Source organism: Haloprofundus halobius (genome assembly GCF_020097835.1).
In the GTDB taxonomy this organism is placed as follows: Archaea; Halobacteriota; Halobacteria; order Halobacteriales; family Haloferacaceae; genus Haloprofundus; species Haloprofundus halobius.
In genome coordinates, this window is record NZ_CP083666.1 from 1,282,561 (window position 1) to 1,309,556 (window position 26,996).

Annotated in this window: 33 protein-coding genes and 1 tRNA gene; 13 read left to right on the forward strand and 21 right to left on the reverse strand. The window is 62.5% G+C overall.

The window, feature by feature from the left end; all coding sequences use genetic code 11:
* Positions 1–44: 44 nt before the first annotated feature.
* Positions 45–833: a 5'/3'-nucleotidase SurE gene (gene surE / locus LAQ74_RS06685; RefSeq protein ID WP_224336334.1), complete on the reverse strand. Its 789-nt coding sequence runs from the start codon at positions 831–833 to the stop codon at positions 45–47.
* Between the two features lie 124 nt (positions 834–957).
* Here surE and LAQ74_RS06690 point away from each other — a divergent pair, with 124 nt between their 5' ends.
* Positions 958–1,350 carry a DUF5798 family protein gene (locus LAQ74_RS06690; protein WP_224336336.1) on the forward strand — a complete coding sequence of 131 codons (393 nt, stop codon included), beginning with the start codon at positions 958–960 and terminating at the stop codon, positions 1,348–1,350.
* Between the two features lie 90 nt (positions 1,351–1,440).
* A complete protein-coding gene (locus LAQ74_RS06695; RefSeq protein ID WP_224336338.1) occupies positions 1,441–2,421 on the forward strand; it encodes a PLP-dependent cysteine synthase family protein in 981 nt (326 codons plus the stop codon).
* A gap of 37 nt (positions 2,422–2,458) precedes the next feature.
* On the opposite strand, the gene LAQ74_RS06700 is transcribed toward LAQ74_RS06695, so the two are convergent.
* The 4 genes from LAQ74_RS06700 to LAQ74_RS06715 form a co-directional block, all read right to left on the reverse strand.
* Positions 2,459–2,758 (reverse strand): DUF7964 domain-containing protein, encoded by a 300-nt coding sequence (locus tag LAQ74_RS06700; RefSeq protein ID WP_224336340.1) that lies wholly within the window; start codon positions 2,756–2,758, stop codon positions 2,459–2,461.
* Between the two features lie 71 nt (positions 2,759–2,829).
* A complete protein-coding gene (locus tag LAQ74_RS06705) occupies positions 2,830–3,252 on the reverse strand; it encodes a CoA-binding protein (RefSeq protein ID WP_224336342.1) in 423 nt (140 codons plus the stop codon).
* A gap of 142 nt (positions 3,253–3,394) precedes the next feature.
* Positions 3,395–3,997: an RAD55 family ATPase gene (locus LAQ74_RS06710; protein WP_224336344.1), complete on the reverse strand. Its 603-nt coding sequence runs from the start codon at positions 3,995–3,997 to the stop codon at positions 3,395–3,397.
* A 138-nt stretch (positions 3,998–4,135) separates the two neighbouring features.
* On the reverse strand, positions 4,136–4,987 hold the full coding sequence (locus LAQ74_RS06715) for a geranylgeranylglycerol-phosphate geranylgeranyltransferase (protein WP_224336346.1): 852 nt from the start codon (positions 4,985–4,987) through the stop codon (positions 4,136–4,138).
* Between the two features lie 176 nt (positions 4,988–5,163).
* On the opposite strand from LAQ74_RS06715, the gene LAQ74_RS06720 reads away from it, so the two are divergent.
* A tRNA-Arg gene (locus LAQ74_RS06720) sits at positions 5,164–5,238 on the forward strand.
* Positions 5,239–5,604: 366 nt separating this feature from the next.
* Here LAQ74_RS06720 and LAQ74_RS06725 read toward each other — a convergent pair.
* From LAQ74_RS06725 to LAQ74_RS06735, 3 genes are all read right to left on the reverse strand, one after another.
* Entirely contained in the window at positions 5,605–6,258 is a 654-nt protein-coding gene (locus tag LAQ74_RS06725) for a helix-turn-helix domain-containing protein (RefSeq protein WP_224336348.1), read from the reverse strand.
* Between the two features lie 59 nt (positions 6,259–6,317).
* On the reverse strand, positions 6,318–7,010 hold the full coding sequence (locus LAQ74_RS06730; protein ID WP_224336349.1) for a hypothetical protein: 693 nt from the start codon (positions 7,008–7,010) through the stop codon (positions 6,318–6,320).
* A gap of 110 nt (positions 7,011–7,120) precedes the next feature.
* Entirely contained in the window at positions 7,121–7,462 is a 342-nt protein-coding gene (locus LAQ74_RS06735) for a cupredoxin domain-containing protein (protein WP_224336350.1), read from the reverse strand.
* A gap of 375 nt (positions 7,463–7,837) precedes the next feature.
* Here LAQ74_RS06735 and LAQ74_RS06740 point away from each other — a divergent pair, with 375 nt between their 5' ends.
* Complete coding sequence (locus LAQ74_RS06740; RefSeq protein WP_224336351.1) at positions 7,838–8,137, forward strand: hypothetical protein; 300 nt, start codon at positions 7,838–7,840, stop codon at positions 8,135–8,137.
* 391 nt (positions 8,138–8,528) lie between these two features.
* On the opposite strand, the gene LAQ74_RS06745 is transcribed toward LAQ74_RS06740, so the two are convergent.
* The 3 genes from LAQ74_RS06745 to LAQ74_RS06755 are packed head-to-tail and all read right to left on the reverse strand — an operon-like array spanning position 8,529 to position 10,567.
* A complete protein-coding gene (locus LAQ74_RS06745) occupies positions 8,529–9,500 on the reverse strand; it encodes a DUF6242 domain-containing protein (RefSeq protein ID WP_224336352.1) in 972 nt (323 codons plus the stop codon).
* Between the two features lie 9 nt (positions 9,501–9,509).
* A complete protein-coding gene (locus LAQ74_RS06750; protein WP_224336353.1) occupies positions 9,510–10,112 on the reverse strand; it encodes an NADPH-dependent FMN reductase in 603 nt (200 codons plus the stop codon).
* Positions 10,109–10,567 (reverse strand): DUF6069 family protein, encoded by a 459-nt coding sequence (locus LAQ74_RS06755; protein ID WP_224336354.1) that lies wholly within the window; start codon positions 10,565–10,567, stop codon positions 10,109–10,111. Before LAQ74_RS06755 ends, LAQ74_RS06750 begins: the two co-directional genes overlap by 4 nt.
* 158 nt (positions 10,568–10,725) lie before the next feature.
* On the opposite strand from LAQ74_RS06755, the gene LAQ74_RS06760 reads away from it, so the two are divergent.
* Complete coding sequence (locus tag LAQ74_RS06760) at positions 10,726–11,142, forward strand: winged helix-turn-helix transcriptional regulator (protein ID WP_224336355.1); 417 nt, start codon at positions 10,726–10,728, stop codon at positions 11,140–11,142.
* A 292-nt stretch (positions 11,143–11,434) separates the two neighbouring features.
* On the opposite strand, the gene LAQ74_RS06765 is transcribed toward LAQ74_RS06760, so the two are convergent.
* From LAQ74_RS06765 to LAQ74_RS06775, 3 genes are all read right to left on the reverse strand, one after another.
* Positions 11,435–12,244, reverse strand: coding sequence for a class I SAM-dependent methyltransferase (locus tag LAQ74_RS06765; RefSeq protein ID WP_224336357.1), 810 nt, complete (start codon positions 12,242–12,244; stop codon positions 11,435–11,437).
* Positions 12,245–12,895: 651 nt separating this feature from the next.
* Positions 12,896–13,780, reverse strand: coding sequence for an alpha/beta fold hydrolase (locus LAQ74_RS06770; protein WP_224336359.1), 885 nt, complete (start codon positions 13,778–13,780; stop codon positions 12,896–12,898).
* A gap of 285 nt (positions 13,781–14,065) precedes the next feature.
* Positions 14,066–14,977 (reverse strand): helix-turn-helix transcriptional regulator, encoded by a 912-nt coding sequence (locus LAQ74_RS06775; protein ID WP_224336361.1) that lies wholly within the window; start codon positions 14,975–14,977, stop codon positions 14,066–14,068.
* A gap of 149 nt (positions 14,978–15,126) precedes the next feature.
* Here LAQ74_RS06775 and LAQ74_RS06780 point away from each other — a divergent pair, with 149 nt between their 5' ends.
* From LAQ74_RS06780 to LAQ74_RS06795, 4 genes are all read left to right on the forward strand, one after another.
* Positions 15,127–16,560: an FAD-binding oxidoreductase gene (locus LAQ74_RS06780; protein WP_224336363.1), complete on the forward strand. Its 1,434-nt coding sequence runs from the start codon at positions 15,127–15,129 to the stop codon at positions 16,558–16,560.
* Entirely contained in the window at positions 16,553–16,798 is a 246-nt protein-coding gene (locus LAQ74_RS06785; protein WP_224336364.1) for a DUF7512 family protein, read from the forward strand. Before LAQ74_RS06780 ends, LAQ74_RS06785 begins: the two co-directional genes overlap by 8 nt.
* 2 nt (positions 16,799–16,800) lie before the next feature.
* On the forward strand, positions 16,801–17,790 hold the full coding sequence (locus tag LAQ74_RS06790) for a sulfite exporter TauE/SafE family protein (protein WP_224336365.1): 990 nt from the start codon (positions 16,801–16,803) through the stop codon (positions 17,788–17,790).
* A gap of 355 nt (positions 17,791–18,145) precedes the next feature.
* Entirely contained in the window at positions 18,146–18,535 is a 390-nt protein-coding gene (locus LAQ74_RS06795) for a putative quinol monooxygenase (protein ID WP_224336366.1), read from the forward strand.
* Positions 18,536–18,834: 299 nt separating this feature from the next.
* On the opposite strand, the gene LAQ74_RS06800 is transcribed toward LAQ74_RS06795, so the two are convergent.
* The 4 genes from LAQ74_RS06800 to LAQ74_RS06815 all read right to left on the reverse strand — a co-directional run bounded on the left by LAQ74_RS06800 (position 18,835) and on the right by LAQ74_RS06815 (position 20,442).
* A complete protein-coding gene (locus LAQ74_RS06800) occupies positions 18,835–19,038 on the reverse strand; it encodes a hypothetical protein (RefSeq protein ID WP_224336367.1) in 204 nt (67 codons plus the stop codon).
* A gap of 98 nt (positions 19,039–19,136) precedes the next feature.
* Complete coding sequence (locus LAQ74_RS06805) at positions 19,137–19,406, reverse strand: HalOD1 output domain-containing protein (protein WP_224336368.1); 270 nt, start codon at positions 19,404–19,406, stop codon at positions 19,137–19,139.
* 131 nt (positions 19,407–19,537) lie between these two features.
* Entirely contained in the window at positions 19,538–20,005 is a 468-nt protein-coding gene (locus LAQ74_RS06810) for an Lrp/AsnC family transcriptional regulator (RefSeq protein WP_224336369.1), read from the reverse strand.
* A gap of 203 nt (positions 20,006–20,208) precedes the next feature.
* Positions 20,209–20,442 (reverse strand): hypothetical protein, encoded by a 234-nt coding sequence (locus LAQ74_RS06815; protein WP_224336371.1) that lies wholly within the window; start codon positions 20,440–20,442, stop codon positions 20,209–20,211.
* A 146-nt stretch (positions 20,443–20,588) separates the two neighbouring features.
* Between LAQ74_RS06815 and LAQ74_RS06820 the strand changes: the two genes are divergently transcribed.
* Positions 20,589–20,954 carry a hypothetical protein gene (locus LAQ74_RS06820; protein WP_224336373.1) on the forward strand — a complete coding sequence of 122 codons (366 nt, stop codon included), beginning with the start codon at positions 20,589–20,591 and terminating at the stop codon, positions 20,952–20,954.
* A gap of 313 nt (positions 20,955–21,267) precedes the next feature.
* Positions 21,268–21,651 carry a VOC family protein gene (locus LAQ74_RS06825; protein ID WP_224336375.1) on the forward strand — a complete coding sequence of 128 codons (384 nt, stop codon included), beginning with the start codon at positions 21,268–21,270 and terminating at the stop codon, positions 21,649–21,651.
* Between the two features lie 83 nt (positions 21,652–21,734).
* Here the strand turns inward: LAQ74_RS06825 and LAQ74_RS06830 are convergent, their stop codons facing one another.
* On the reverse strand, positions 21,735–22,745 hold the full coding sequence (locus LAQ74_RS06830; protein ID WP_224336377.1) for an AIR synthase family protein: 1,011 nt from the start codon (positions 22,743–22,745) through the stop codon (positions 21,735–21,737).
* A gap of 100 nt (positions 22,746–22,845) precedes the next feature.
* Here LAQ74_RS06830 and kynU point away from each other — a divergent pair, with 100 nt between their 5' ends.
* A complete protein-coding gene (gene kynU / locus LAQ74_RS06835; RefSeq protein ID WP_224336379.1) occupies positions 22,846–24,123 on the forward strand; it encodes a kynureninase in 1,278 nt (425 codons plus the stop codon).
* Between the two features lie 24 nt (positions 24,124–24,147).
* On the opposite strand, the gene LAQ74_RS06840 is transcribed toward kynU, so the two are convergent.
* The gene (locus LAQ74_RS06840; RefSeq protein WP_224336381.1) at positions 24,148–24,762 is read right to left on the reverse strand and encodes an HD domain-containing protein; all 615 of its coding nucleotides are present in this window, start codon (positions 24,760–24,762) and stop codon (positions 24,148–24,150) included.
* 101 nt (positions 24,763–24,863) lie between these two features.
* Here LAQ74_RS06840 and LAQ74_RS06845 point away from each other — a divergent pair, with 101 nt between their 5' ends.
* On the forward strand, positions 24,864–25,664 hold the full coding sequence (locus tag LAQ74_RS06845; protein WP_224336383.1) for a BtpA/SgcQ family protein: 801 nt from the start codon (positions 24,864–24,866) through the stop codon (positions 25,662–25,664).
* A 189-nt stretch (positions 25,665–25,853) separates the two neighbouring features.
* Here LAQ74_RS06845 and LAQ74_RS06850 read toward each other — a convergent pair whose 3' ends face one another.
* On the reverse strand, positions 25,854–26,993 hold the full coding sequence (locus tag LAQ74_RS06850; RefSeq protein WP_224336392.1) for an NAD(P)/FAD-dependent oxidoreductase: 1,140 nt from the start codon (positions 26,991–26,993) through the stop codon (positions 25,854–25,856).
* Positions 26,994–26,996: the final 3 nt, after the last annotated feature.

Sequence of the window (26,996 nt, forward strand, 5' to 3'; positions counted from 1 at the left end):
GACGGTCTCCCTGGACGCGAACGGCATCACGGTATCGACCGGACCTACCGCCGGTACGCCGTCGCCAACCCGTCGAGCGACTCGTGACGCTCGGTCGTGTGCGGCGCGGTCAGCGGCGAGACACTGACTTTCCCGTCGACGATGGCGCGGCGGTCGGTGCCGTCGGGATCCGGGATATCGTCGTTTCGCATCCGCGTCCAGACGTTGTCGGTGAGGGTGATGTGCCCGTTCTCGGCGTCGTGTTCGGCGGTCATCTCGTACATCGTCGACGGGCGCGTCACCTGCATCGGCGCGGGGTCGTGGCCAGGCAACGGCGCGTTGACGTTCAGATACTCCGCTTGCTCGAAGACGCCGGCCTCGAGGGCGTTCTCGACGAGATAGGTGGTGGCGTCGGTCGCTTCGCGGAACGCCTCGGGTTCGGTCGCCGCCTCCTGCCACGGCACGTCGCCCGCGGGGATGTACAGCGAGGCGGCGATGGCGGGAACGTCGAAGAAGGCGGCTTCGACGGCGGCGCTGACGGTTCCCGAGCGACCGAGGACGTACGCCCCGAGGTTCGCCCCCTTGTTGCACCCGGCGACCACCATATCCGCATCCGGACAGAGCGATTCGAGGCCGACGACGGTGCAGTCGGCGGGTGTCCCCTCGATCGCGTAGCCCAGTTCGTGCTCGGTCACGTCGACCCGGTGAGACATCTTCCGACCGACGGCGCTCTGGTCGTCGGCGGGAGCGACGGCCGTCACGTCGGCCACTTCCGACAGCGCGTCGTACAGCGCGACGAACCCGACGCTCTCGATGCCGTCGTCGTTCGTCAAGAGGATGTGAGGCCTATCCATGTCGAACACTCACGCGGCGGTCCAAAAAACGCTCCGCTCGCCGTCTCTTTCGTCGCCACGCGACTCCTCCGGGCACGCAGACCCGAGTCGGAACGCACACAAAGCAGCGGCCACATGAACCCCTATGGGACTCGGAAATACGGCACGAACGCTACAGAAGGTCGCCGACATGGGCGAGGATGTCTACAAGCGACTCAACGAGGTCCGCGAACAGGTGCAGGCGACGCAGGAGAGCGTCGCCGAGACGAAAGCTCGCGTCGCCAGCCTCGAAACGGAAGTGGCCGAGCAGCGGGCGATCCTCGAAGCCATCGCCGACGAACAGGGCATCGACGTCGACTCGGTGACAGCCGAGGCGCACATCGCCGAGGCCGAAGATGGCGACGGAGAATCGGACGCAGAGACGAGCGGTGCCTCGAAGAACGACACCGAGAGCCAGCAGTCGGCGGACAGCGAAGCGGTCTCCGACGACTCGGCGACCCAGGAGAACGGCGCGTCGACCACGACCGACAACGCGTAAGGCCGTCGCGTTCGTGCGTGACGTGTCGACCCCGTCGTCGCAGCACGAGCGATGGCAACACTAAGGTTCGGGGGCAACTTTTGCCAGCGCATGACTACTCACGCCGCTCCGCTCGACTCCGTGTTGGACGCTATCGGCGAGACACCGCTTACCTCGGTGCACGCCGCCCCCGACGACGTTCCCGTCTACGCGAAACTGGAGTCGTTCAACCCCGGCGCGAGCGTCAAGGACCGTATCGGCAAGTACATGCTCGAACGGATGCTCGAACGCGGCGACGTCTCCCCCGGCGGGACGGTGGTCGAACCGACAGCGGGCAACACCGGTATCGGCATCGCCGTCGCCGCCGGACAACTGGATTTGAACGCGATCTTCGTCGTTCCTGAACGATTCAGCGTCGAGAAACAGCAGTTGATGCGCGCACTCGGTGCGGAGGTCGTCAACACGCCCAGCGAGGACGGGATGGGCCGCGCCATCGACCGCGCCCACGAACTCGCGGAGGAACTCGACGACGCCGTCGTCCCGCAGCAGTTCTCGAACCCGCTGAACACCGAGGCCCACTACGAGACGACCGGTCCCGAGGTGTACGAGGCGCTCGACGGCGAAGTCGGCGCTATCGTCGCCGGGTGCGGCACCGCGGGGACGCTCATGGGGATGGCCCGCTACGGCCGCGAGAGACACCCCAACACCTACGTCGTCGCCGTCGAACCGCAGGGGTCGCTCTACCGGACGCTCAAAGGGAAAGACGCCGAGGAGGGCGAGTACAAGACCGAGGGTATCGGTACGCACGACCCCAGCACGAACGGACTGTTCGACCCCGAACTCGTCGACGACATCGTCGCCGTTCCCGACCGCGACACCCACGCGGAGATGCAGCGTCTCGCCGCCGAGGAGGGCCACCTCGTCGCTTCCAGCAGCGCCGCCAACTCTCTCGTTGCCCGCGACGTGGCCGAGGCCATCGAAAGCGGAGAGATCGATGCTCCGTACGATTCGGTGGTGACGGTGTTTCCGGACTCCAGCGAGCGCTACCTCTCGAAGGGCGTCTACGGGTCGTTCGAGGAGTGGGAGGGGTAGTCGAACGCGTCGGCGTCGGTCGGCGGCGACGTCTGACTCAGTCGACGTGCGTCGCGTCCCGATAGACGCCGTCGGCCCACCCGCGCAGGATATCGCGGACGGCTTCGAGGTCTTCCGGTTCGTCGGCCGGACGCTCGGTGACGACGGTCCATCCTTCTTTGGGGTCGTAGCCGAGTCCGTACAGCGTCTCCCCGCGCTGGAGCGCGAGCAGTCTGATACCGGGTTCCTGCGCGACGAGCGCCATCGGGGCCGCCTCGGTGATGGCCTCGCTCTCGCGGAGCGCGCGGAGTTCGTCGTCGGTCAGCGCTCTGTCGGGGAGCGACTCGAACGGTCTCATAGTAGGCGGTAGCGTCGGCGCGAAAAAGAGCGCGATGGTTCTGTCTCTGTCGCCCGTTCTCGGCTCGGAACTCACGCCATCAGCCGACCGTGTTCGACCTTCATACAGCGGTCTTGGACGATTTCGAGTCCCGCCGCCTCCGCGCGGGCGGCGGCCTCGTCGTCGCTGATGCCGAGTTGGAGCCAGATGGCTTCGACGTCGCCGCGCTCCTTCTTACGGGCGACGACCTCGTCGACGATGCCCGCGACCTCCTCGCTCGGGCGGAACACGTCCACGAGGTCGATCACCTCCTCGACGTCGCCCACGGAGTCGTACGCTCTCCGACCCAGAATCTCGTCGGCGTAGGGGTTGACCGGAATCACGTCGTAGCCGCGTTCCTGCAGATACGCCGGAATTTCGTGGGCGTCCTTGCCGGGCGTCGACGAACAGCCGACGACCGCTATAGTGTCGTGTTCGAGCAGCGTCCGCAGTCCGTCGTCGTCTGTAATCGGCATACTAAACGGTGAGGTGTAGCGAGCAAAAGCCTTGACGGCGGTCGGGCGCCTCGTGGCGACGCGAGTCGACGCGGTCGCGGCGCGGCCCGTGCGCCCCCGGCGCAACTCAGAGGCGAACCGTCGCTCAGAGGCGAACCGTCGCTCAGAGGCGAACCGTCGGCGGCGCGTCCTCGCTGGTTATGACGATACCGTCGAACAGTTGTTTGAGCGTGTTGAGCGTTCGGTCGTCGTGGACCGTCGAGTCGATGCAGAACAGTCCCAGTCCGTCGACGCTCTGGACGCGGCCCGTGAAGACGTGGAGGAAGCGAAACACCGTCTGGAGGTTCGAGTACATCAGAAGCGTCGACAGCGAGTGGACCGCGATACGGTTTCGGCCGACGTTTTGCTCGGCGTAGAACGCCTGCAGGAACTCCGAGAGTTTGATACCGATACCCGTCATGTCGACCGGGGACGACGTGTACTTCACCCGGCTGTCGTCTCGGGCGTCGCCGACGCCTCGCTGACGGGTGACGCAGTCGACGACGGAGACGGGGCGGTCCTCGTAGGCGACTCGGTCGCCGAACTCGTCGAGGACGCGCTCGGCGCTGTCCTTCGTCGTCACGTAGATGCTTCCGTCGCCGTCGGCGGTCCCCGACGCGAGGATGTCGAGGGCGACGGTTCGTTTGCCGGTGAGCGGTGGGCCGGAGACCAGCAAGTTCGTCCCGGGGTCGACTCGCTCGTCGAGTGCGGGCGTGAGGTCATACATCCGCGGTGCTCACCTCCGAACGCGCTTGTCGGAGAGAACGGTCGGCACGGCGCATCACCTCACCCGGAGTCATAGGGTGATGGGACCATATCGTGTTCCGATAATATTCTTTTTGATTGGTAAGCAACGCTGGACACCTCACGGCAGCGCCGCGGTGGCTCGACCGACGATGAACGCGACGGCGGCCAGAAACATCCCGAGCTTCAACCGTCGCTGGCCGGCGGCCGGGTTGTCGAACGACTGGACGGCCGCACCGAGCATCAGCGCGTCGGCCGGGACCACCAGCGCGAGATAGGCGAGTCCGAGTGTGCCGTAGACGTACGGAAGCGGACTCGCGAGAATCGCGATGGCCATCGCCGCTACGCCGATCCGGAGCGCACGTCGCTCGCCGACGACGATGGGAAGCGTCCGCAGTCCTTCCTCGCGGTCACCGTCGACGTCCTCCACGTCTTTGACGACCTCGCGGGTGAACGTCGCGACCGCGGCGAGCAAGAACAGGACGACCACGTCGCGGGGGTTGCCGACGGCCGCCGCTCCGAACAGGAACGTGCTGCCCGTGAGATACGCGACGACGGCGTTGCCGACGCCGGGCAGTCCCTTGAACAGTTTCGTGTACGCGACGAGTGCGAGCAGGTTCGTCACCGCGATGGCGATGGCCAGCGGCGGCAACACGACGGCGGCGACCACGGCCGCGAGAAACAGCGCGACGCTGAACGCGAGCGCGCCGCCGGGCGAGACTGCGCCGCGAGGAATCGCCCGGTCCGGGCGGTTGATACGGTCTATCTCGTGGTCGAAGTAGTCGTTGACCGCATTGCCCGCCGCCGTCGCGCAGGCGGTCGACGCGACCGCTGCCAGCACCTCTGGCTGCCCGCCGACGATCGCGTCCGGGGCGGCGACGAACACGCCAGTCGCCGTCAGTAACGCCGCCGCGACGGTGTTACCCGGTCGAGTGAGGTCGAGCAAGCCGCGGAGGCGCTCGCCGAGAGACATAGCAGGGTCTGCTTCTCCGGCGATGATAAATCGCGCGAAGTAGGCACGACGGTAGTGAGTGAACGCGGAGCGTTCGCGAGCTACGTTGGGGGGAGTGAGGACGAGCGAAGCGGGTCCGAACGGACCGATGGGAAACCACGGCATTTAAACACCGTCCCGTGTTCAGTTAGGACGAAGGGCGCTTAGCTCAGTCTGGACAGAGTGCTTGGCTTCGGACCAAGTTGCCGTGGGTTCAAATCCTGCAGCGCCCATGTTTTCCGACGAACGAAGTGAGGAGTGAAAACTGGACCGCGAAGGATTTGAACGAGACGAGACGCAGCGCGAACGGAGTGAGCGACCGTCTCGGCGTAGTCCACACTCCTGCAGCGCCCATACATTTGCGCGGCGGTAACCGCCCGACTGCGGCGGGGTAATCCTCCAATCGAACGCAGCGCCGTTGCTTTCGTTCGATGGGTGACCAGACGAGTGGTGTCCACGGGAATTCACGTACGTCCAAACTGGTGACGAGAGAGAGAAAATCAATCGCCGATTGATCTACGAACCGTACATACCCCTCTGGGATCTCGAATCCCATTCTTGGTGTGGATATCGACCGAGATGCAGGTAATTGCCCTCTGCTACTCCATCGATGGCCCTTCCATGAATTCCTTCATTATCGCACCTTCGGCCCTGTGAAGAATGCCGCTCGCCGTCGCCTTGTTGACGCCTAGCGCATCCGCGACATCGGTGAGCGAACAACGACGTGGGGTGTCGTAGTAGCCGCGTTCGAGAGCTTCGGTCACGAACTCTCGCTGGCGCTCGGTGAGCAACTCTGTCGGGTCCTGCGACTGGGTCACGGAGAGAAGTTCATACTTCACGCCCACCGCCTCAAGTTGTTCTCTGAACGCCGTGAGACGGTCATGAGTGGTGATGGACTCAGCGAGAATCCATCCGTCCCGAAGCACGAGCGGATATGGGGGCGGGTTGTTAGATTCCTGTCCGGCCCGTCCTGCTGCTGGCTCCGATTCCTGAAGGAACTGGATTACTGCCTTCCGGTCGTCGGTGTGAAGTACCTCGTGCGTGAGTACGTCCGAATCTCCCTCCAAGAAGTTGGCGGCTCTCTCCGGGTCGAGTTCTTCAATCTCCACGAGCGTCATGTGCCCTGCATCCGTCGAGAGGGACGTCAGGATACGGAACGTGGCATCCGGGTGTGCTTTCGACAATTCGGCGAGACTCCCAGACGCTTCGACCTTCATTCGAACCTTCGGCATACTGTACGAGAGGTCGGCCACCTATTCAGCGATAACGCAAACATGTTTGCGTTTGTCGAGTACGTGGAGTTCAACTCCGGTTAGTCGGAGCTGTCCGCACCCTTCCGGTGGCTCACCTCTCCAGCGGCGACGAACCCGGTAGCCCAGAGCATGGCGAGTCCACCCCAGATGGGGCCTACACTCGACGCGAGGGCGGGATGTAGGACGGACGTGGCCCCGAAGACGCCCACGAGTCCCGCGGTGCTCCAGAGCGGGATCCGCCAGCCGACAGGTTTCACGCTAGCCAGCAACCCGAGCAGCAGGACGAGGAGAGAATACGTGACCATGTCCGCGTAGTGGCCGAGCTGGGCGTGGACATCGCCCGACGCTTGAAGGGCGTATTGATCCGCTGCGTAGACAGTAAGCGGAATCGCCGCGAGGACGACGAGTCCGACGAGAACGTGGCTGACCGAGCCCGTCGTCCGAACGCGGAGGACGTCCCGACCGGCAGGGTGGAGTGCAAAGGCAGCCAGCAGTAAGCCGCCTAGGAGCAGCGCTGGCGGGAAGAAGAATCCCGTTAGCACGTTCGCTCCCGTGATCACGACGTTGACGAGCAGAGCTTGTTGGATCCCCGCAACCCGTCGCTCGGGTTCGTAGAGTTGCACGAGGAGTCCGGCAACGACCGTCCAGAGCATCGTGACGAGCGCGAGGTCGTGGAGGTGGTGGACGGCCGGCACGCTGACGATCCAGGCCGTAAAGAGGAACGTGAGCGTGTCACCGAGGAATACCACCATGAGGGCGAGAAGCGCCACCACAGTCACGTAAAACGCGACGAGCCGGAGGCCCCCAGCTTGTCGAAGCAGCGCCGTTGGGTATTGCAGGCCAGTATCAGCGGTCATTATCTCTACGCACCTCTCTGCCCGAATTCTGCCGTCGGTTCGACGGTGATGGTGCCGGTCATTCCAGCCTGCTCGTGCGGGATGCAGTAGTACGTGTACGTTCCGGGCTTGTCGAACGTGTACGTGTACTCTTCGCCGCGGTCGAGGACACCGCCACCCCCGGATGCGCCATCTCGGGCGGCAGCCTCGTTCGTGAAGCCGCCACTGCTGAAGTACGCTGCTCCTGGTGGGAGCTCGTCCTCGTAAGCGGTCACCGTATGCGGAGCGTAGCCTACGGTCCGCCAGACGACCGTTTCGCCCACGGGAATCGTGACCGCGTCCGGTTCGAATCGGTTGTCGTCGGTCATCTCGACGAGTGTCCCATCTACGTCCCCGGGCGACTCTCCCGATGCGCCCAGGCCGATGCATCCTGACAGTGAGAGGCTAAAACCGAGCGTCGTCCCTACGCCCAGACCACGGAGGACCGACCGCCGGTTCACCAGCCACACCCCCGAGAACGTTGTTTGTCCGTTCCACGAGCGGCGGGGCGGTGGACGTCTGTGCTGGCACTTGCTGGACCGCGTATTTCGCGCCATATCCAGTTGGAAGCGCCTTTGCGCCGTGGCGATTTGCGCCAACATGTTTGCATCCTCACGGCGGCTCAAGCGTTGTTACTTGATGTGGAACATTCAGTCACGATACGGGTAGTCTGAAGTGGGCAACATGTTTGCGAGAATTGCCATATGACCACGCCACAACGTATGAACTGGAGACTTATGACCGACGAAACTACGACTGAAACCGTTGTACAGACTCCTCAATGGCGGAAAACGTTCGGCGTCAACTGGACCCGAGTCGAGGGAGTACTCGGCGTCGGCGCGCTGCTCACCTCGTTCATCTGGTTCCTGGGGATGCCGACTGGCATGGCAATCGGCGTCGGATTCGGGATCGTTCTCGTTCTGGACGTCGTCCGAGCACTGATCTTCAACTCCTCCCGACGCGATCGCTCCGAATTCGGTACGTCAGAATCCGCTAGGCAATAACACTCCGTCAGAAACGGGGTTTTGAGGCGGCCGAACTCGACCGTCTCACACCTCAAAGGACGATCCGTTCGTCAGTCGAACCGGAGCCTGCAGCGCCCATACATCTGACGCGCGATAATCACCCTACAGCGCTGCGAGCATCGGTCGAACGAGCCGCTTCCGTGCTTTCGTTCGATGGTCGAACGAGGGAGTGGTTTTCACAGGGGTTCGCGTACAGCCAAACCCATCACCTTTGAGAAAATCAATCGCCTATTGATACGCCATCTCGATGACACCATCGGATTCAGTTGAGATGAACACGACGATTAGTAAAGGCACTTCAGTAAGGGAATCGCGTGTTTTCCCTATCGTTTACAGGGTCCATAGTATTGGCCGAAACTCGCTGCGTAGTTTACTCTGTTACCCTCGATAGCGATCGGATCCAGTTCGGAACATACCCGAACGTGGTCCACGTACCGTTCCTGCGGGTGATAACCCGTCCTTCGGTCGTTCCCGCGAGAACGCGTTCGTCAGCCGCCGCCCATGCGTAAACGAACTCGTCCGGTGCGCCGGGATACGGCTTGGTCTCGAACGAGTCTCCGCCGTCTGTCGATTCGAACAATGACGCGTTCACGTCTCGCGTTCTATAACTCGCACCTATCGGAAGGGTCGGTGGAAGCGTTTGCGCGGCGGCGTACAACGTACCCTGATGGGAAAACGCCGCTTGGAAGTACGGACCAGGCAAATCCGTATCGATTCGCGTCCATGAATGCCCGGCGTTAGTGGTTCGGTAGAGTCCACCGCCGCACGAGACGACGTATTCGTCGGCGGTTACCACCAACACGTGGTGAACATCGTATTGGAGGTTGTCCCCGCGTTCAGTCTCAAGACCCTCGCGTCGTTCGGTCCACGTCTTACCATTATCATCGCTAACGTGAACGCCGCCGACTTCGACACCAGCAACTACCCGGTCGGGTGCATCCGCGTGTACACCGAGGCTCCGGACGTGTGACTTCTCCCGATGACGAGGAGTGTGCCATTGGTCGCGGGAGGGAAGCTTCTGGAATCCCTTCAGTTCCGTCCATGTCCTGCCTTTGTCAGTCGAGACGTACATGTGAGCTGGATGCGTGCCCGCGTACAGCCGGCTGCCGTCGGGACTGACTGCAACCGCGTACACCCCCTCTTGTGGCACGCCAAGTCGGTTCCATGTCGTGCCTTGATCGACCGAGCGGTAGAGGCCAGTTTTCGACGCGGCGAACGACCCATGTTCCTTGAACGTATGAACGCCGAGCGTCACTCCCGAGTCAAGTACTCGTTCGACATCGTCGAGCTCACCGCTCCGGGAGCGATAGACGCCATCCTGCGTCCCGATCAATAATGTCATGAGGTTCCATTACACCTCCTGAAGCTGCGCCGCTTGGATTTCGACCGGTTCGATCGCTGCGTACTCGACAGCGCGTACGCCGAGCGTCTGAACACGCTCTCGGAGGTTTTCGTCGGTGAATCCGTTTTCGTCGAACGCGGTACGCGTCTGCGGAACTGCCGCCTGATACGGAAGGACCCAGGCGTTCAGCGATCGACAGACGTCGCGGAGGTGAGTGAGCGCCAGCGTGGGAAACGGCCCGCCCGAAGCGACGAGGAGCCCGACGGTTGTATCCTCAAACTCGTCGAATCCGCAGTAATCGAGCGCGTTCTTCAACACGCCCGAATACGACCCGTGGTACAGGGGCGTTCCGAGGATGACCGCATCGGCCTCACGGACTGTCCGCCGCACCACGACGCCGTCTCCTTCCCCATCGACGTCGGGATCGAGCGGCGGAAGATCTACCTCTGCGAGGTCGAGCAACTCGGTTGTGCCGCCAGCTGCTTCGACGCCGACTAGCGTCTCCTGGAGCGCTCGTCGGGTGCAACTCCCTTCGCGTCGGCTCCCGCATACTGCGACGACGTGTGGCCGTGCCCCTTTCGATGATCGACCGGCGCGTCCGAGAGAGCTCATCGGGGTTCGCCCTCCGGGTGCGTTGCTCGGGTCAGGACACCGACGAAGGTGACTGCGGCGGCCACGTGCATCACCCCGAGGATAGCGAAGATCCTCGGCGGAGCGCCGGCCAGGTCGGGCGCGAGGAACATCGCAAAGGAGAGCATCAAGATCACCCCTGCGATAATGGTGAACGTCCGGTTCGGTCGGGCCGAGTATCGCGTGACCACTCCGTACGCGAGAGTCGCCCCGATAGCGGCAACGGCCGAATTAACGACGACCGGCCCCACCGCGAGTGGTCCGAACGGGCCCCCAACGAACTCGGACGGGAATTCGACGAGCGCTAGCCCGATGAACAGGACGAGGACGTTCACGATGCTCACGGCGAGCAGCGCTAAGAGGCCGTATTTTGCGAGTCGGGACGTGCCGACGGAACTGTTCGATTCTGATTCATTCATAGCGATCGTGGATGCCATACCCAATAGTACAGTATCTGTAGTAATATACTATCAGGTTAGAAGTTATGGAGTAACTCACCTGTTGCGTAGCTACTTCCAACCTTTGAAGAAACAAGTTATGTGACTTCAGAAGGAATAGTCAGGCCATGGTCGAACCACCGCAAGCCGAAGAATTTATGGAGGCGATTCTCTCCAACGAGACAGCGCGGCCGCCCGGGTCCGAACAGGCCAATAAAGACAATCGAACGATGTCCGAACTCCTCAACCTGCTGGGGAAGAAGCACACCATCGTGATCCTCCACCAGTTCGCAACTGGTGATGGGCCGTTGCGATTTAGCGACTTGGAGAAAGCCGTGGGTATCGCGCCGAATACGCTCTCGAATCGGCTCGAAGAACTCACAGCGGTCGGGTTGCTCACGCGGAAAGCGTACAACGAGATCCCGCCCCGCGTCGAGTACGACGCCACGGAGAAGGCAAGAGAGCTCGCACCGGTCTTCTGGTATCTCGGTGTCTGGACGGAGCGTCACGACCTCGAACCGAGAGCTACCGATGGCGAAGAAATAAGCGAACCTCAGAAGGGCGATCAGCAGTAACTCGCTGCGGTTCTTGATGTGTGATTTTCGGCTTCACTCCTCCAAGAACTTCCGGATTGACGCAGTTACTCGGTGTTGGGCCGGCGGGCTGTGTCATAGTTACTGACGATGAGGTCGCTATTTCACACGAGGAGTTCGAATGTCTGTGATTCTGAGAGACCCGAACTGTTGAATACAGAGGATAGATCCATCACCAGTAATCCGGTTACTCGCTCAGGTGGGATACACTGAGTCCGGAGCCAGTAACCGGTTTTAACTACCTAGAGATAGGGGATCCGGTTGGTGGCATCGTTTACGCTTTGAATGCGGTCGTTTGGAGATACTGATTCTCGACGATTGCGGTTCCATCAGTCGCGCGATTGTATCGACTCATGACGGTGTCGAGATCGTCTAAGAGGCTCTCTCGGTCGGCAGAATCGAGCTTCTCAAGTGCTCGGATCGTCGGGCCGAAGTACGTGCTGAACACCTCCACAGCATGGTCGATCGACCGATAGTACTGAAGTGCCGCTCGCTGGTTATTCTCGATCGATCGAACGCCGGGACCCAGTAGCTTCTCAACCCCCTCGTCTGTCCCCCAGCGAAGGGGTGACTGAACGCCAGGCGGTGGCGGCATGTACTTGGCATGCGTAGCAAACCAGTCGCCGCTCCATCCCTCGGGGATCGGCCCCGCCAGTCCGATCTTTCCCCCCGGTTTACACACCCGAAGCAACTCGCGTGCCGCCTGCACCTGATCGGGCGCGAACTGCACCCCGTATACGGAGAGAACCGCGTCGAAGCTATCGTCAGGAAACGGCATATCCTGGGCATCGCCGACGCAGAAATCGATTGCTTGTCCATTGGCCTGTGCACGTGCCGTAGCACGGTTGATCAAGCCGGGGACGTAGTCGATACCTGTGACGTCACAGTACCGTCGCTCCGCGATTAGGGCCGCCGTCCCGCTGCCACAGGCCACATCCAGCACCCGCTGCCCGGGGTGTGGATCGACCGCCTCGACGAGCGCCTCTGCCATGACCACGTTTTGGCGGGCGATCTCGTTGAAATCGCCAGTTGCCCACGTCTCCTTCTGGTTCTCCGTAATGCCAGTATAGTCTGTTTTGCTCATGTTTTCTTCCCGACTTTCACGAGCGAGCTCGATCGTACGTCGTGATCCACCCACTCGTTCCCGCGAGTCGCCCACGCTACCAGAAGAAAATGTGAGAAGAGATATATGTGCTACACGATACCAAATACCATAACAGTACCGGATAGAGCGACCGGTATGCCCATATTTGGTGAGGGTGCTTCCGACGCCAACAATAGACAATGAGAGATACGCGCCATCTTGTGCGAGAATTCGGACGCCTCATGTCTGAAAGGTCGATTCGTTCGATATCGAACCGGAGCCTACAGCGCCCCTACATTTGACGTGCTATGATCGTCCGATAGCTCGGTGATTTTTGATCTAACGGACATGATTTTGCTTTCGTTCGATTGGTCATCAGCCCAGTAGACATCACCGGAGTTCGCGCCCAGCCAAACAGGTCGCAACCTTGAAAATCAATCGCAGATTGAGGTACGTTCCTCTACGTGTATTTAATAAATGCATTTCGATCAAGAATCGTTCCATCGCTGTCAGACGCCCCATGCTGAAAACAGAGGATGAGTTCGGCACAGATCACCATCTCTATCCGGAGTTGAATAGCTGAATCAGCCGTTACAGACTACGGCGTATCGAACGGACGCCGGAAATGAGAGTGTGACCAGTCGCCAGTCGTTAGTTCTCTTCACGGATGAATGCAATTGCCTCTTCGATGAAGCGGTCCGGCCCGGTGAGCATCGCCTCGTGTGCGTGCCCATCAAGGGTAACAATCCGGCTGTTCGGGAGCGCGTCGTTGACCGGGGCTGTAGCGTCTTTCAAGAGCGGAGGGCTCTCGCTGCCGGACAACAGCAACGTCGGCGTCGTCATGTCGGCGAACCGTGCTGCATCGAACTCGTACCCGCCGATCGCTGACAAGCTGCGGGGCCAGACGTGTGCCGCGTCCACGAGATCCTGCCAGTCCGGGGCTGAGCGTTGCGTCTCGATCTCCTCCTGCGTAGATTGGGCGATTTCTTGCAGGAACAGGACAAGCACCTTCTCGTTTTCACCGTCGTCCAGCAGCCGATTCATTTTCGCGAGCACCGCATCGGAGTAGAGTTTGTGATCATCGAACGTGATCGGTGGTTCGTACAGGACGAGTTTGTGGAGGTTGTCGGTTCGCAGGGCCGCCTCCAGCGATAAGAGCGCTCCCGATGAGTGTCCAAGGAGCGTTACAGGGTCGTCGATACTCTCGACGACCGCAGCCACGTCTTCGAACTCCCGTTTCAAGTCGTACTCGTCGGCGTCACCGGAAGCGTACGCCTCCGGTTGGCCAGCCGAACTTCGCTCGGTGACGTCGCCGCTCTCACCGACACCACGGCAATCCATCGCATAGACCGTGAAGTGGCCCGCGAAGGTGGCACGAACGTCGGATAACTCCCAGAACCTGTGATCACAGACGCCTCCGTGGACGAGCACGAGCGGTGGCCCGCCCCCCGTCCGTTCGAAGGCAATCTCAGTCCCGTCTGCGGACGTGACTGTTTCCATGTTTCCACCCGTGTCTGGTGGTGTTGCTTCTGCCATGGGTCGTTCACCCCCGTCGTCTATGTGACGCAATCACATAGAGCCATCTCGTGAAAAATCTCCACGGTCTGCACAGAAAGCACGACCCGTCTTGAGTCGAACAGTCCGTGAACGATCTGTGCGCTGTATGCAGCAAGGGCGTGTTATCAATTAGAGAAAGGCAACCACCGTTTCCTCCCTCGCCTGTATGCATCATACGAAATCTCTGACTGGAGACCGTTCAGGGTAGTCGTGGTGATGTAACGGGGCTGCTCGTCAAGCGTTTCCGTTTTCCTCGAAACCAGATCACCGATTCAAATCTGACTTCGCGTCGAGTGGATTGGAATCCGCTCTGACCGATGCGTAGACGCGCTCGGCCCACTCGCGCGCGATCGGATCGTCCGTATCGACGAACACCCGCATCAGCCCGGTGGTCTCGTCGTAGCCCCCGATTCCGACACGGTCGTCGAACAGCGCGAGGCCGTACGGCAGGCCTTCGCGCGTCCGGAGAGTCAAGTGTCCCCGATCTATCGCCTCGCGGGCGCGTTCGGGGTACGTCTCGAATAGTTTCTCGACGATGTGCGGCAGGTAGATGATTTCGGTGTCGGTTTCGTCGAACACTCGCTGGTGGAACTCACCGAGGACCAACGGAGCCATGTGCGTCGTATTGAACCCCCGGAAGGTGTCGGACTCGCGGACAAGCGCGATGAATCGCTCTATCGGCCTGTAGGGATTATCCGGTTCCGCGACGGTAATCGTCGCGTCCACGAACGGTTCGAGGACGAAGTCCCGGTGATCATCACAGACCGCATCCAGAAGCGGCGTCATTCTGTGTGCGGTCCGGACGTTCGCCTCGAACCGGAGGACCTCTTCGGCGATGACTGCGCCGCGCCAGGTCAACTGGAATCGGCCGTCGACCTTCTCGACGAAGTCCTGCTCGTCGAGCCACTGCGTGTAGCGGTGGCTCGTCGCCCGCGAGACGCCGAGGCACGCTTCGATCTCCCGGCGATCGAGCGGTTCCTCCAGCAGGACTTCGAGGACGGGGCCGTGCCTGACGATGTCGCCGAGCAGGTTCGTATCGACGCGGTCGCCTGCGGCGTCCAATCGCTGGCCGAGATAGCGACGGTTCCGTTCGTTTTCCAGAATCGCCTCCAGGACCGGCGAGCCTGGTGGCGGACGGCCATCGTCATCCAATCGGTCGTCTTGGTAGGAATCCATGTGACTCACTCGCTAGACAGAGGCTGTCACTAATAGTGATTCTATCCCGTACACGTTCCGAAATTCGTCTCACGGTCTGAAACGGTCCTCTCGGCACCGAACCCTACTCGATGGGAGAGGCCAACACCCGCGCTGTCGTCCACATCTGTATGGCACAACACGACATCCCCGCAGAACAGATCGAACAGTTCGAAGCCGAATTCCACGGCGACCTGATTCGTTCCGACGGTGCCGACTACGACGACGCGCGCGCGGTGTGGAACGGGAAGATCGACAAGCGTCCGGCCCTGATCGCCCGGTGTCGGGGCGTCGGCGACGTCGTCAGCGCGGTGAACTTCACCCGCGAACACGAACTGCTGTTAGCGGTTCGTGGTGGTGGTCATAACGTCGCCGGGACCGCCGTCTGCGACGACGGACTCGTTATCGACCTCTCGGAGATGCGGAGCGTACGGGTAGATCCCAACACACGAACAGCGTGGGTTCAAGCCGGTGCCACGTGGGCAGACGTGGACCGCGAAACCCAGGCGTTCGGGCTGGCGACGCCAGGTGGGGTTGTCTCGGAGACGGGCGTCGCGGGGCTCACTCTCGGTGGCGGCATCGGTCACCTTCGCTGTAAGTATGGCTTGACCTGTGACAACCTCGCGTCCGTAGACGTAGTCACGGCAGGCGGTGAGTACCTAACCGCCAGCGAGGACGAGAACGTGGAACTCTTCTGGGGGATTCGCGGCGGTGGCGGGAACTTCGGTATCGTCACCGGCTTCGAGTTCGATCTCCACCCAGTCGGCCCCGAGGTGGTGATGTGTTTGGTGTTCTACCCAGGAGACCGGATGGCCGAGTGTCTGCGAGCGTACCGCGAGTACGTCGCAGCTGCGCCCCCGGAGGTCAGCACGCTCACATTGTCGGGTGTGATGCCCGACGAGGAACGCTTTCCGGCGGACGCGGTGGACGAAACCAAGATCGCAATCGCGGGTTGTTATGCGGGCTCGGTCGAGGACGGCGAGCGTGTACTGATGCCCCTGCGGGAGATCGCCGAACCGATCGCCGACTTCAGCGGGACGATGCCGTACGTGGAAGTACAGCAACTGTTCGACGAGGACTACCCCGACGGAATGCGCTACTACTGGAAGTCGCTGTACCTCGACGATCTGTCGGAGTCCGCCATTGATCGTATCACGTACTGGACCGATGTCGCTCCCTCCCCGCTTTCGACGGTCGATGTCTGGCAATTAGGAGGGGCTATCGCTCGGGTTGACGCCGAGGAGAGCGCGTTCGCGGGGCGGCACGCGCCCTTTCTGCTGGGCGTCGAAGCGAACTGGGAGCGCCCGGAGAACGACGACGCGAACGTCGAGTGGGTGCGCGACTGTCTCGACGATATGCGCCAGTTCTCTGACGGTTCGGTGTACCTGAACTTCCCCGGATTCCTCGAAGAGGGAGACGATATGATGCGAGCCACGTTTGGACCGACGTACGAGCGATTGGTCGTACTGAAAGACGAGTACGACCCGACGAACCTGTTCGAGCTCAACCAGAACATCACGCCGTCCGGAAGTGCTCAAGCCGACGGCAGGGCATACCATGAGTGATCGGGACGCTGAATTCCCGGCGGCCGAGTGGCGGGTATCGATAGCCAGGGTCGTACTGCTGAGTACAATGGTGGTCCCACCGAGCGTCCTGGTGGTCGCTCCCGTATTCGGTGAGTCCGGACAGGCTGCTGCCACGGTCGGTTACGTTATGGCGGAAGCACTCGTGCTGTACGTCGGCTACGGGACGCTGGCGCGGGTTGCTAGCCCGGCCGCCCGTGAAATCCTTTCGAGCACTTGATCATGGAACTCCTCGGTCTCGATATCGTGACGGTCGGTCTCTTCGTCGGATTCGGTCTGCTCATCGGCATCGTCTTCGGATTCTTCGGAATGGGTGGATCGTTCCTCGTGACGCCGGCGTTACTGGTGGTCGGATATCCGGCACCGGTGGCTGTCGGGAGCGGGCTCGCGTTCGTCTTCGGCACCAGTATCGTCGGTGCGCTCAGACACCGCGATCACGGCCAGGTCAGCTACACGCTGGCGGCGGTGATGATCTCCGGAATGACGTTTGGCATCGAGGTCGGCACCCGAGTCGTGTTCCTGCTGACGGATCTCGGCAGCGTCGACGTCGTGATCAGCGGGATGTACGTCGGACTTCTCGGTGCGGTTGGGCTCTTTGTCCTCCGTGATGCTCGTACTGACGGTACCGATGTGGAAACGGGCCGAGTCGCTACCAGGGTTCAGACCATTAAGCTCCCACCGATGGTGTCGCTACAGGGCGGGGCGACCGTCTCGGTGTGGGTTATCCTTGTTGTCGGGGTGGGAGTAGGCGTTCTCTCGGGCTGTCTCGGCGTCGGTGGGGGGTTCCTGCTGCTCCCCGCCATGATCTACGGGTTCGGCGTTCCAACGGCAGTCGCCGCCGGGACCAGTATCCTCCAGATCACCGTTTCGGGTGCGTTCGGGACGTACGTTTACGCTCAGTCGAACGCCGTCGACGTCTCTGTCGTCGCCGCGTTGCTTCTCGGGAGCGCTTTCGGCGCTCGTATCGGTGCAGGCGCGACACGCCTCGTACACGAAGACGACGTCAAGGGCTACTTCGCAGGTATGCTGCTCGCTGGTAGTGTCGCTACTGCGAGTAAGCAGGTGAGTGCCGTATACGGTGTCGAAACGCTCGAGATCGTGAGCGCGGTCCTCATCTTTGGAACTGCGGTTCTGGTCAGTAGTGCAATCGCCTCTGCCTCGGTCGACGCGCTCAGAAGCAATCGAGACTGCGGGCCGTCACTAATTCGCTGACGATCGGCGCCTTCTCGACGGCTACTGACGTTTTTGGCGACTCTACAGCGGAGTCCCGTTTCATCTCCCTTCGGTTCCGATACTGAGCACCGCGAGGATATCCAGCAAGACCGCAGACGGTCGGCTCTCTCGACTCGTTCGACCGTCTCCGAGAGTCCCCCCGATGCCTTGTGAAGAGGTAACGACTAACGTAGTTCGGGACGTAGTCACCCAGTAGCGCCTGATTCGACGGTCCGGTGCTCGAGGAGAGTCCGTTGTGCCGGGCGCAACGACGGGAGAGTTCCATGGCATCAGCAGTAGCGACCGACACCGAAAGCGGTACAACGCGGGTACGACCTCTCACACGGGGCGCGAGATGAGCGATATCATCCTGTATCTCGACCGATCTACGGTGCACGACGGAAAGTTAGATGAACTCGAACCGGCGATGGCGGAGTTAGTGGATTTCGTCGAGGCCAACGAACCGGAAATACTGGCGTACGACGTCTACTTCAGCGCCGACGGGGACCGGATGACCGTGGTGCATATGCACGCTGATCAGGCATCATTGGAATTTCACATGGAGGTCGCGGGCCCGAAGTTCCCCCCGATCGGCGAGTTCATCGACCTCGAATCCATCGACGTGTATGGCCAGCTAAGTGAAGATCTCATCGAACGGTTGAGGGACAAAGCCTCGGAGTTGGGAAGTGGACGTGTGTCAGTCCACGTACTTCATCGAGGCGTCAATCGAATTACGGACGATTGAGCCGAAGGGAGGGGCGGACAGTTGGCGATCTGCAGTTCGAGTGCGTGGTTAGGGTCGACGAGGTCGAGGTCAGCGGTCGTTTCCACGCCAACCCCGTTTGCCTCACCGTTCTGAAGCGGCCGATTTCGGCCGTCTCAAACACCCACGACCGATTTTTCGGCCCTCGACTCCGAGGCTGCAGCACCTACTGCTCTGCGGCGAATACCGGAGCGTAGAGAGCCGTCACTCACGACAGGTGTCGAGCCGACGAGAGCAACGAGCGACTGTGGGCACGACCTCGAAGTATCCGGTTCACTCCGTTACGCCTCGTCTCGACGGCCATTCTCGCCGGTCGAGTCGTCGGTGTCGATGCCCACACCGTCCAGCTGAACCTCGACGAATTCGACCTCGCCGCACTTCGGACAGTTTTGGTTCTCCGTCGGAAGCACTATCGAACCTTCGTCGCCGATTCGCGCGGAGTACACCTGTCCGCATCTGGAACACGTGACTACTGTTCTATCCATACCCCTCGAACCGTCGTTACCGGACGCCGATTCACGAGAACGTGAGCGTCCGAGCCCTCGTTTGACTCTAGTATCGAGCTTCCGTGCCTCACGGCGGCTCACGTACTCTTGACCGCGGTGCGTTCTTTCGGCACCACCTCCAGCGCCCCGTCGTGGCGAACGGAGACGGTGTACCCAGCGTACACGAACGAGATAGAGAGTTCCGCGTCGCCGGACCGAGATTCGTAGAGCCTCGTCAGTAACTCCGCGTCGATCGTCTCGAATAGTGGTGGAAGAGTCAGCGGGTCGACTCCCTCGAGTTCGGCGATCTGTTCTACGATATCGTCACAGAGCGTGCCAGTAGAGAGCTGTGATCGTTGGAAAGCCACTACCTTTCAAACGGCTTTATCCAATTAAAATGTGTCGGAAGGTGGTAAATTGCCGGTTTCAGGACGATTTTCTGTAAATTTGGGCACCAGAGACTAACAAGCGAGATATTCTCCGAGGAAATATGTTCATGTCATCTGACTAGCGTCTCACCGAAGTGGTTGAAGGGTTGCTCGTGCTGGTCGGTGATGATCTTGATCTTCGATATCTCGAATCCAACAGACTTCAGCGTATCTGTTGTCTCTCTGAAAGAGTCTCGGCATCGGGCGACGACTTCTATCGAGATGTTCTCGTCGTTGGTCATGAACTCTCGAACCGTCACGACGCCGTCGACCTCCATCGCCTCGTCGACGAACGACTCCTGGTCCTCGAAGTCGACGGACCCGACGAGGATGAAGTGGTTGTCGAACCCCGTCGCCTCGTAATCCACAGTCGGTTGATACCCCTTGATGATACCTCGGTCTTCGAGCTGGTGAATCCGGTTCGCGACCGTGCTCCCGGAGACGTCCACTCGCTCTGCGATCTGTGCGGTCGTCGCGTTTCGGGCATCCTCCTGTAAGAGATACAAAATACCCAAATCGGTTTGGTCGAGATTAGGCATCGCTCCGAGAGGGAGTACTACGAAAGCACAAAAATAGCCTCGGGACGAGATGAACCACCGCTACCAACAGTACGGAGTTCGACAGAAACCGGACGAGACGCCGAAAGACCGCATTTCGGCGAACACTACCCTCTGCTGTTCCGTCGCCGTCCACAAACGGGCCGTAACCCGGCCGAGCAGCGTTTCCGAGGTAGCGGAGGTATTCAGTACCGTGATCGCAGGCGGTACTGCCCGAGAACGACGACCGAGAACACCAGCAACACGGTAGAGACTCCCCACAGCGTCGGATACCGCAACTGGTGGACGAGTAGTTCGTATCCGGCGAATCCCGCGAGAAGCGTTCCGAGAAACCAGAGCGTTGCGCCGACGTACGGCGCGTCGACGGGACGAAAACCGGACGTCGCGGCGAGCGTTTCGGTGGGGTCGGAACTGGCCATCTCTCGCTGTCAACTCCGAGAGCGCCCGTGTAGCTCTTTCGGTGTCTCCGCCTCCAAACGTGGTTGATAGTATCCCTCCCTTGACCCTCCGTTAAGTTGCACATACTATTGCCCGTCGGGCGTCTTCCCCGACCGGGGAACACAACATGCCCCAAGCACGAAATAGCGGAGACGGACGAAACGACGCCCGTCAGTCCGGCACCGCCGACAACCAAGCAAACGCCGACGAACCGGCCGATGCTCACGCGTCAGCGACTGCAGAACGACGGACGGAGCGTCCGGGTGCGCTCGAACGCATGTCTTCGTGGTTCGCGGAGGCGGCGCTTCGGAGCGGCCTCGCGATCATCGGCTTCGTGCTGCTGCTGTTCGCACTCGGACAGGCGGTCGGCTTCGACCTCTTGGGGGTCGTCGCCGACGCCTTGACTTCGCAGACCGGCCAGTGGCTCGTCGTTGCCCTGTTCGCGGTGTTCATCATCGCGGCTTCGGCGCAGCGCGGTCTGCCGAGCCGGTAACGCTCCCTATTTCGGCTTTTTCGCGACGGTACCCTGACGACTAAGCGCGCCGCCCGTGCGCGCGAGATATGGGAGAACGGCGCGACGTGCGAGAGGTCCGACGCCGAGCGACTCTCGGCGGCCGGTGTCGCCGTCGAACACCGCCACTATCCGAGGCATGGTCCACGGCTTTCTCAGCCTGAGCGACGACGTCGACGTCGTCGAGGGGGCGATGGATGCAGTAGCAGAGGACGTTCGGCAGGCGCTCGGTCAGTAGCCCCGGAATCGTCTCGGTAGCGACAACGTTTATGCGAGGAACCCGAACCGGAACTCCGTGACGAACGACGTGATTCACACGGCGCTCTGGGTATCGGATATCGAATCGACGCTCGACTTCTACGTCGACGGTCTCGGCCTCGAACACAACTGGGAGTTCACGAGCGACGGCGTTCGGAACGTCTACGTCGGCGGCGACCACGGTGAGTTCCAGTTCAAGTCCGACGTTGACGGCGGCGGCGACGCGGCGGTTGGTCCCTGCGGGGGGTTCGACCACCTCGCCGTCGGCGTCGACAGCACCGATGAGACGTTCGAGCGCCTCGTCGACCACAGCGACCCACCGGTCGCGACCGAACCGACGACGATGGCCGAAATCGACCGCCGCGTCGCGTTCGTCGAAGACCCCGACGGCTACGTCGTCGAACTCGTCGAACGGCTCTGACCGCCGCGGTGGCGACTCCGACTGGCCGCCGACGGAGTCCTTGACTCGGCCAACGGAGCCTCCGAGGCCGACACAGCCCCGACTCAGTCTTCGGTTGCGAACGCCTCGTACACCGCCCACGAGGGGTCGACGCGCGGATGTTCGACGCGCTCGCCGTCGAGGTACACCCCTTCACCCGCCGACACCGTCCCGGCGACACCGACGGGCGTTCCCCGCCCTTCGAGCGCCGAAACCACGTCGTCGACGGCGGACTCCGCGACGGTCAGGACGAGCGTCCCCGAACTCGTCGCGTGCCACGGGTCGATGTCGAGGGACTCGCAGGTCTCGGCGACGCCCGGCCGCAGCGGAACTGCGTTGCGCTCGGCGTCGATACGGACACCCGCGCTCTCGGCGACTTCGCACAGCGCGCCCTGCAAGCCACCCTCCGTCGCGTCGTGCATCGCGGTTACGCCGCCCGCGTCGGCGGCCGCTCGGGCATCGCGTACCGTCCGCGTCTCGTCGAGTCGCGCCCGAGCCTCGTCGAGCGTCGTCTCTGCAAGTTCCATCCGGTCGCCGAACAGGGTCGTGAGCAATCCCGTCGCCTCCACCGCCGGTCCCTTCGTGACGAGCACGCTATCACCGGGTCGCGCGCCGTCGGGGCGAACCACGTCGTCGTGGTCACCGACCGCCAGCGCTGTCGCCGCACCGACCCACGGGAACGAACAGCCGGCGTAGCGGGCGGTGTGACCCGTGACGATAGAGATTCCCAACTCCGCTGCTTCCTCGTCCATCGCAGCCCAGAGGTCGGCGAACTGCTCGTCCGTCATCTCGGGCGGCAGCGAGAAACTGATGGCGAGATGCGACGGTGCGAGTCCCGAGACGGCGACATCAGCGAGGACGATGTGCAGCGCGAACCGCCCGGCCCGGTCGAAGCCGAGGTCAGGAAGGACGGAAACCGGATCGGTGGCGAGGACGACGGCGGTGCCGTCGACGTCGAGCAGTCCGAAGTCGACGCCGTGTTTCGGGCCGAGTGCGACGTCGTCTCGGGACGCGCCGAGGCGCGGATACAGATACTCGTCGAAGAACTCCGGGGCTACCTTCCCGAGGTCGGACATACCGGGCGTGCGGACGCGGCGAGTAAAACGGTGCCGTCATTCCCATCGCCCGACGTTCCGCTTCGACCACATCTATATCGGCCGCCGCGCAGTCTCGGGTATGAGCGACTTCCCGTCCCGCGAGACCGCCCGGGAGTTGGACCGCGACGACCCCCTCTCAGAGTTCGCCGACCGATTCGACGTTCCCGACGGCCAGTACATGGACGGCAACTCGCTCGGTCCCATCTCCGAGGACGCCGAGCGGACCCTCGACCGCGTCGTCGACGAGTGGCGCGAACTCGGGATTCGCGGCTGGACCGACGCCGACGAACCGTGGTTCACCTACGCCGAGCGACTCGGATCGATGACCGCGCCGCTCGTCGGGGCCGAGGAGGACGAAGTCGTCGTCGCCAACTCGACGACGGTGAACATCCACACGCTCGTCGGCACCTTCCTCGATGTCATCGACTCGCCGACGGTCGTGGTCGACGATCTCGACTTCCCGACCGACCACTACGCGATTCGCGCCCAACTGCGCCAGCGCGGTCACGACCCCGACGAGCACCTCGTCGCCGTCGAGAGTCGGGACAGTCGAACCATCGACGAAGACGACGTCGTCGCCGCGATGGCCGCCCACGACCCAGGCATCGTCTTTCTGCCGTCGGTGCTCTACCGCAGCGGCCAACTGCTCGATATCGAACGACTCACCGAGGAAGCCCACGAGCGCGGCATCCTCGCCGGGTTCGACCTCGCGCACTCGGTCGGCGCAATCGACCACGATCTCTCGGGCGTCGGTGTCGACTTCGCCGTCTGGTGCAACTACAAGTACCTGAGTGCAGGTCCCGGCGCAATCGCGGGACTGTACGTCAACCGCGAGCACTTCGGAACGACGCCGGCGCTGGCTGGCTGGTGGGGCCACGACAAGGCGACGCAGTTCGACATGGAACTCACGTTTACCCCCGCAGACGACGCGGGCGCGTGGCAGATTGGAACGGTGCCGATGCTCAGCGCCGCGCCGCTGGAGGGTTCGCTTCGGATGTTCGAGGAGGCGGGCATCGAGACCGTCCGCGAGAAATCCGTCTCGCTCACCGACTACCTCGTCGAACTCGTCGACACGCTCTCGGAGTCGGACTACGATTGCGAGGTCGGGACACCCCGAGACCCCGACCGCCGCGGCGGCCACGTCGCCGTCGAACACCCCGAGGCGTATCGGGTGAGCCTCGCGCTCAAAGAGCGAGACATCGTCGTCGACTACCGTCCGCCGAACGTCGTCCGCATCTGCCCCGCGCCGCTGTACAACAGTCACGAGGACGTGTGGGACGTCGTCGACGAACTTCGACGAATTCTGTCTGACGGGGCGTACGGGCAGTTCGACCGCCAAGACGGCGGCGTGACGTAGTTCGACGACTACCCGGCATCGACCTCAGAACGTGGCTTCCGGAATCGACGGGTAGAGCGACCGGATCCTCTCGTGCGGTTGGTAGACGCCGACTGTCGCGTTCTTCGTCGACGCAGTCATGTCCGCGAGGTGGACGAGTTGCTGGAGCGGCGTCTCCGGTTCGGGACCCTCGTACCACGGCCCCATGTGGCGTTCGACGGCGTCGGCGACGGGTGAGTCGAGAGTCGCTTCCGCGCGAATCCAGTCGGCGGCCTGCACGTCGTGGTCGCGGTCGGCGTGGTCGCCGTCCACGTACTCGTCGCCGTACTTCTTCACGTCGTGGAGCAGACACGCAGCGCGGCCGAGATTCGCCTCGGAGTCGCCGAGGAGCCCCTGTTCGAGATACGAGTCGACGAGTCGCTCGTACGCGGCGAACACCATCTTCGTGTGTATCCAGAGGCCGCGTTCGCCGCAGCAGTAGAGGTTGTGGTGGGCGTAACTCGACGCGGCGGGCGCGGTCCAGAAGTAGTCTTCGTGCCCCTCGAAGAACGCGGCGGCGGTCGCGCACATCAGCGCCTGGTCGTTGATGCGCGCGATCTCCGGCAGTCGTTCGCACACCGCGGTGAACGCGTTCTCCTCGTGTCGAATCGTCTCGGCCATAACACGGTCGTCTCTCGAACTGCCGATTATACGCATCGGTTCGTCTCGAACGGCGAGTTCGAACTCGCCGCCTCTTTTAGGTTCCTCCGCGAGAAGCGCCTATGAACGACTTCCTCTCGCTCGACGAACCGGTAATCGGGATGGTCCACCTCCCGCCGCTACCGGGAGCACCCGAGTTCGGTGGCGATCGTGCCGAACTCGTCGACCGAGCGATAGCCGACGCTACCGCGCTCGAATCCGGCGGTGTCGATGCCGTGATGGTCGAGAACTTCGGGGACGCGCCGTTTTATCCCGACGATGTCCCCACGCACACCGTCGCATCGATGACCGCGCTCGTCGGCGCGGTTCGCGAGGCGGTGTCGGTCCCCGTCGGCGTCAACGTCCTCCGAAACGACGCGGAAGCGGCGCTCTCGGTGGCGGCAGCGACCGGCGCGTCGTTCCTCCGCGTGAACGTCCACACCGGTGCGCGGGTGACCGACCAGGGAATCGTCGCCGGACGCGCCCACGAGACGATGCGTCTCCGGGAGCGACTCGACGCCGACGTGGCCGTTCTCGCCGACGTCGACGTGAAGCACTCAGCGCCGGTGACGCCCCGTGAGACGGCTGAAATCGTCGCCGAGACACTCGAACGCGGGTTGGCCGACGGTGTCGTCGTCTCCGGCGTCGGCACCGGCGAGGCGGTCGACCGCGAACGACTCCGCGAAGTCGTCACTCGTCGCGACGATCTCGCCGTCGACGCGCCCGTCGTCGTCGGCAGCGGGACGACCGTCGAGAGCGTCTCCGAACTGCTGGGCGTCGCCGACGGAGTCATCGTGGGGACGGCGCTCAAACGGAACGGGGAGACGACGAACCCCGTGGACGAGCCGCGGGTTAGAGAACTGGTCACGGCGGCGCAGTCGTAGAGTACCGGTTTTTCCACCCGTACTACTGGCTAACAGGCGGCCGGTTCGAAGGTCGGCGTCCGCGAGCGGTCGGCCGCACACCCGCTGTGCGCTCGCGGTCGGTCGTCAGGACACGTCTGGAGGTGGTCCCGTCTCCGCACTTGAACCTTCGTCGCCGCGTACCCTGGGTCGACGGCCGAGACCCGAGAACTACGCATCCAGTTCCGCTTCGACCAGTTCCGCCACCTTCTCCACCGCCCGTACCGACCCAAGGTAGCCCGCGCCGACGGTCGTCTTCATCGCCTTCGCCGCCGGACCGGTGACCACCTTCGGACCGACCTGCGCCACCGCCCCGTCGCCGACCGAGACGATCCAACCCGGAATCTCGAACCGGTACGGCTTCATCCGGACCTCGAAGCCGGTTCCCCTGCCGTCGAGTTCGGCGTTCACGACCCGTTCGAGGTTCTGCGCCACCGTTCCCGCCTCGCGAATCGCCGCGGAGGCGCTTGCGGGGACCGCCTGACCGTCGGCGTCGAGGGCGCGGGCGGCGTCGCCGACGACGAACGTCCGGTCGGTGAGTCGGAGGTCGTTGCGGACGACCGGTCGCTCACCGTCCATCGCGTCCGTGCCGCGGATACCGCCCGTCCAGACGAACAGGTCGTACGGGAGGGTTCCGTCGGTCAGTTCGATGCGTTCTGCATCGGCGCGCTGGACCGGCGTGTTCGTCCGAATCTCCACGTTGCGGGCTTCGAGTTCGTCGTGGACGGCCCGTTGGAAGTGCTCCGGAAAAGAGGGCGCGACGCTGTCGAACTGTTCGAGGAGGACGATGTCGACGCGCTCGGACGCGGCGCGCTCCTGTGCGAGCGTAGCGAGTTCACCCGCCGTCTGCACGCCCGAGAGCCCCGCGCCGCCGACGACGGCGGTGCCGCCGGAGGCGCAGACGTCGAGGAATCGTTCGCGAATCGCTTCCGCGTGGTGAACACGCTTCAGCGGCAGCGCGTGTTCCTCGACGCCCGAGAGGTCGTAAAAGTTCGTCTCCGCGCCGAGACAGACTGCACCGTAGTCGTACTCTAGCTCCGTCCCGTCGGCGAGTTCCGCGAAACCCGCCTCGGTGTCGACCCGCTCGACGCGCTCGGTGACGATTTCGGCGCGGTCCAGTACGTCACGCAACGGAAGCGTGATCGCCTCGGCGACGCCGGGGCGACGGATGACGCGGTGGACTTCGTGTTGGACGAGGTGTGTCGGCGACTCGTCGACGACGACGATATCGACGGGCGCAGGGAGGCGACGTTCGAGACGTTGCGCGAGGGCCAAACCGGCGTAACCGGCACCGAGTACGGCGACTCTCATGGC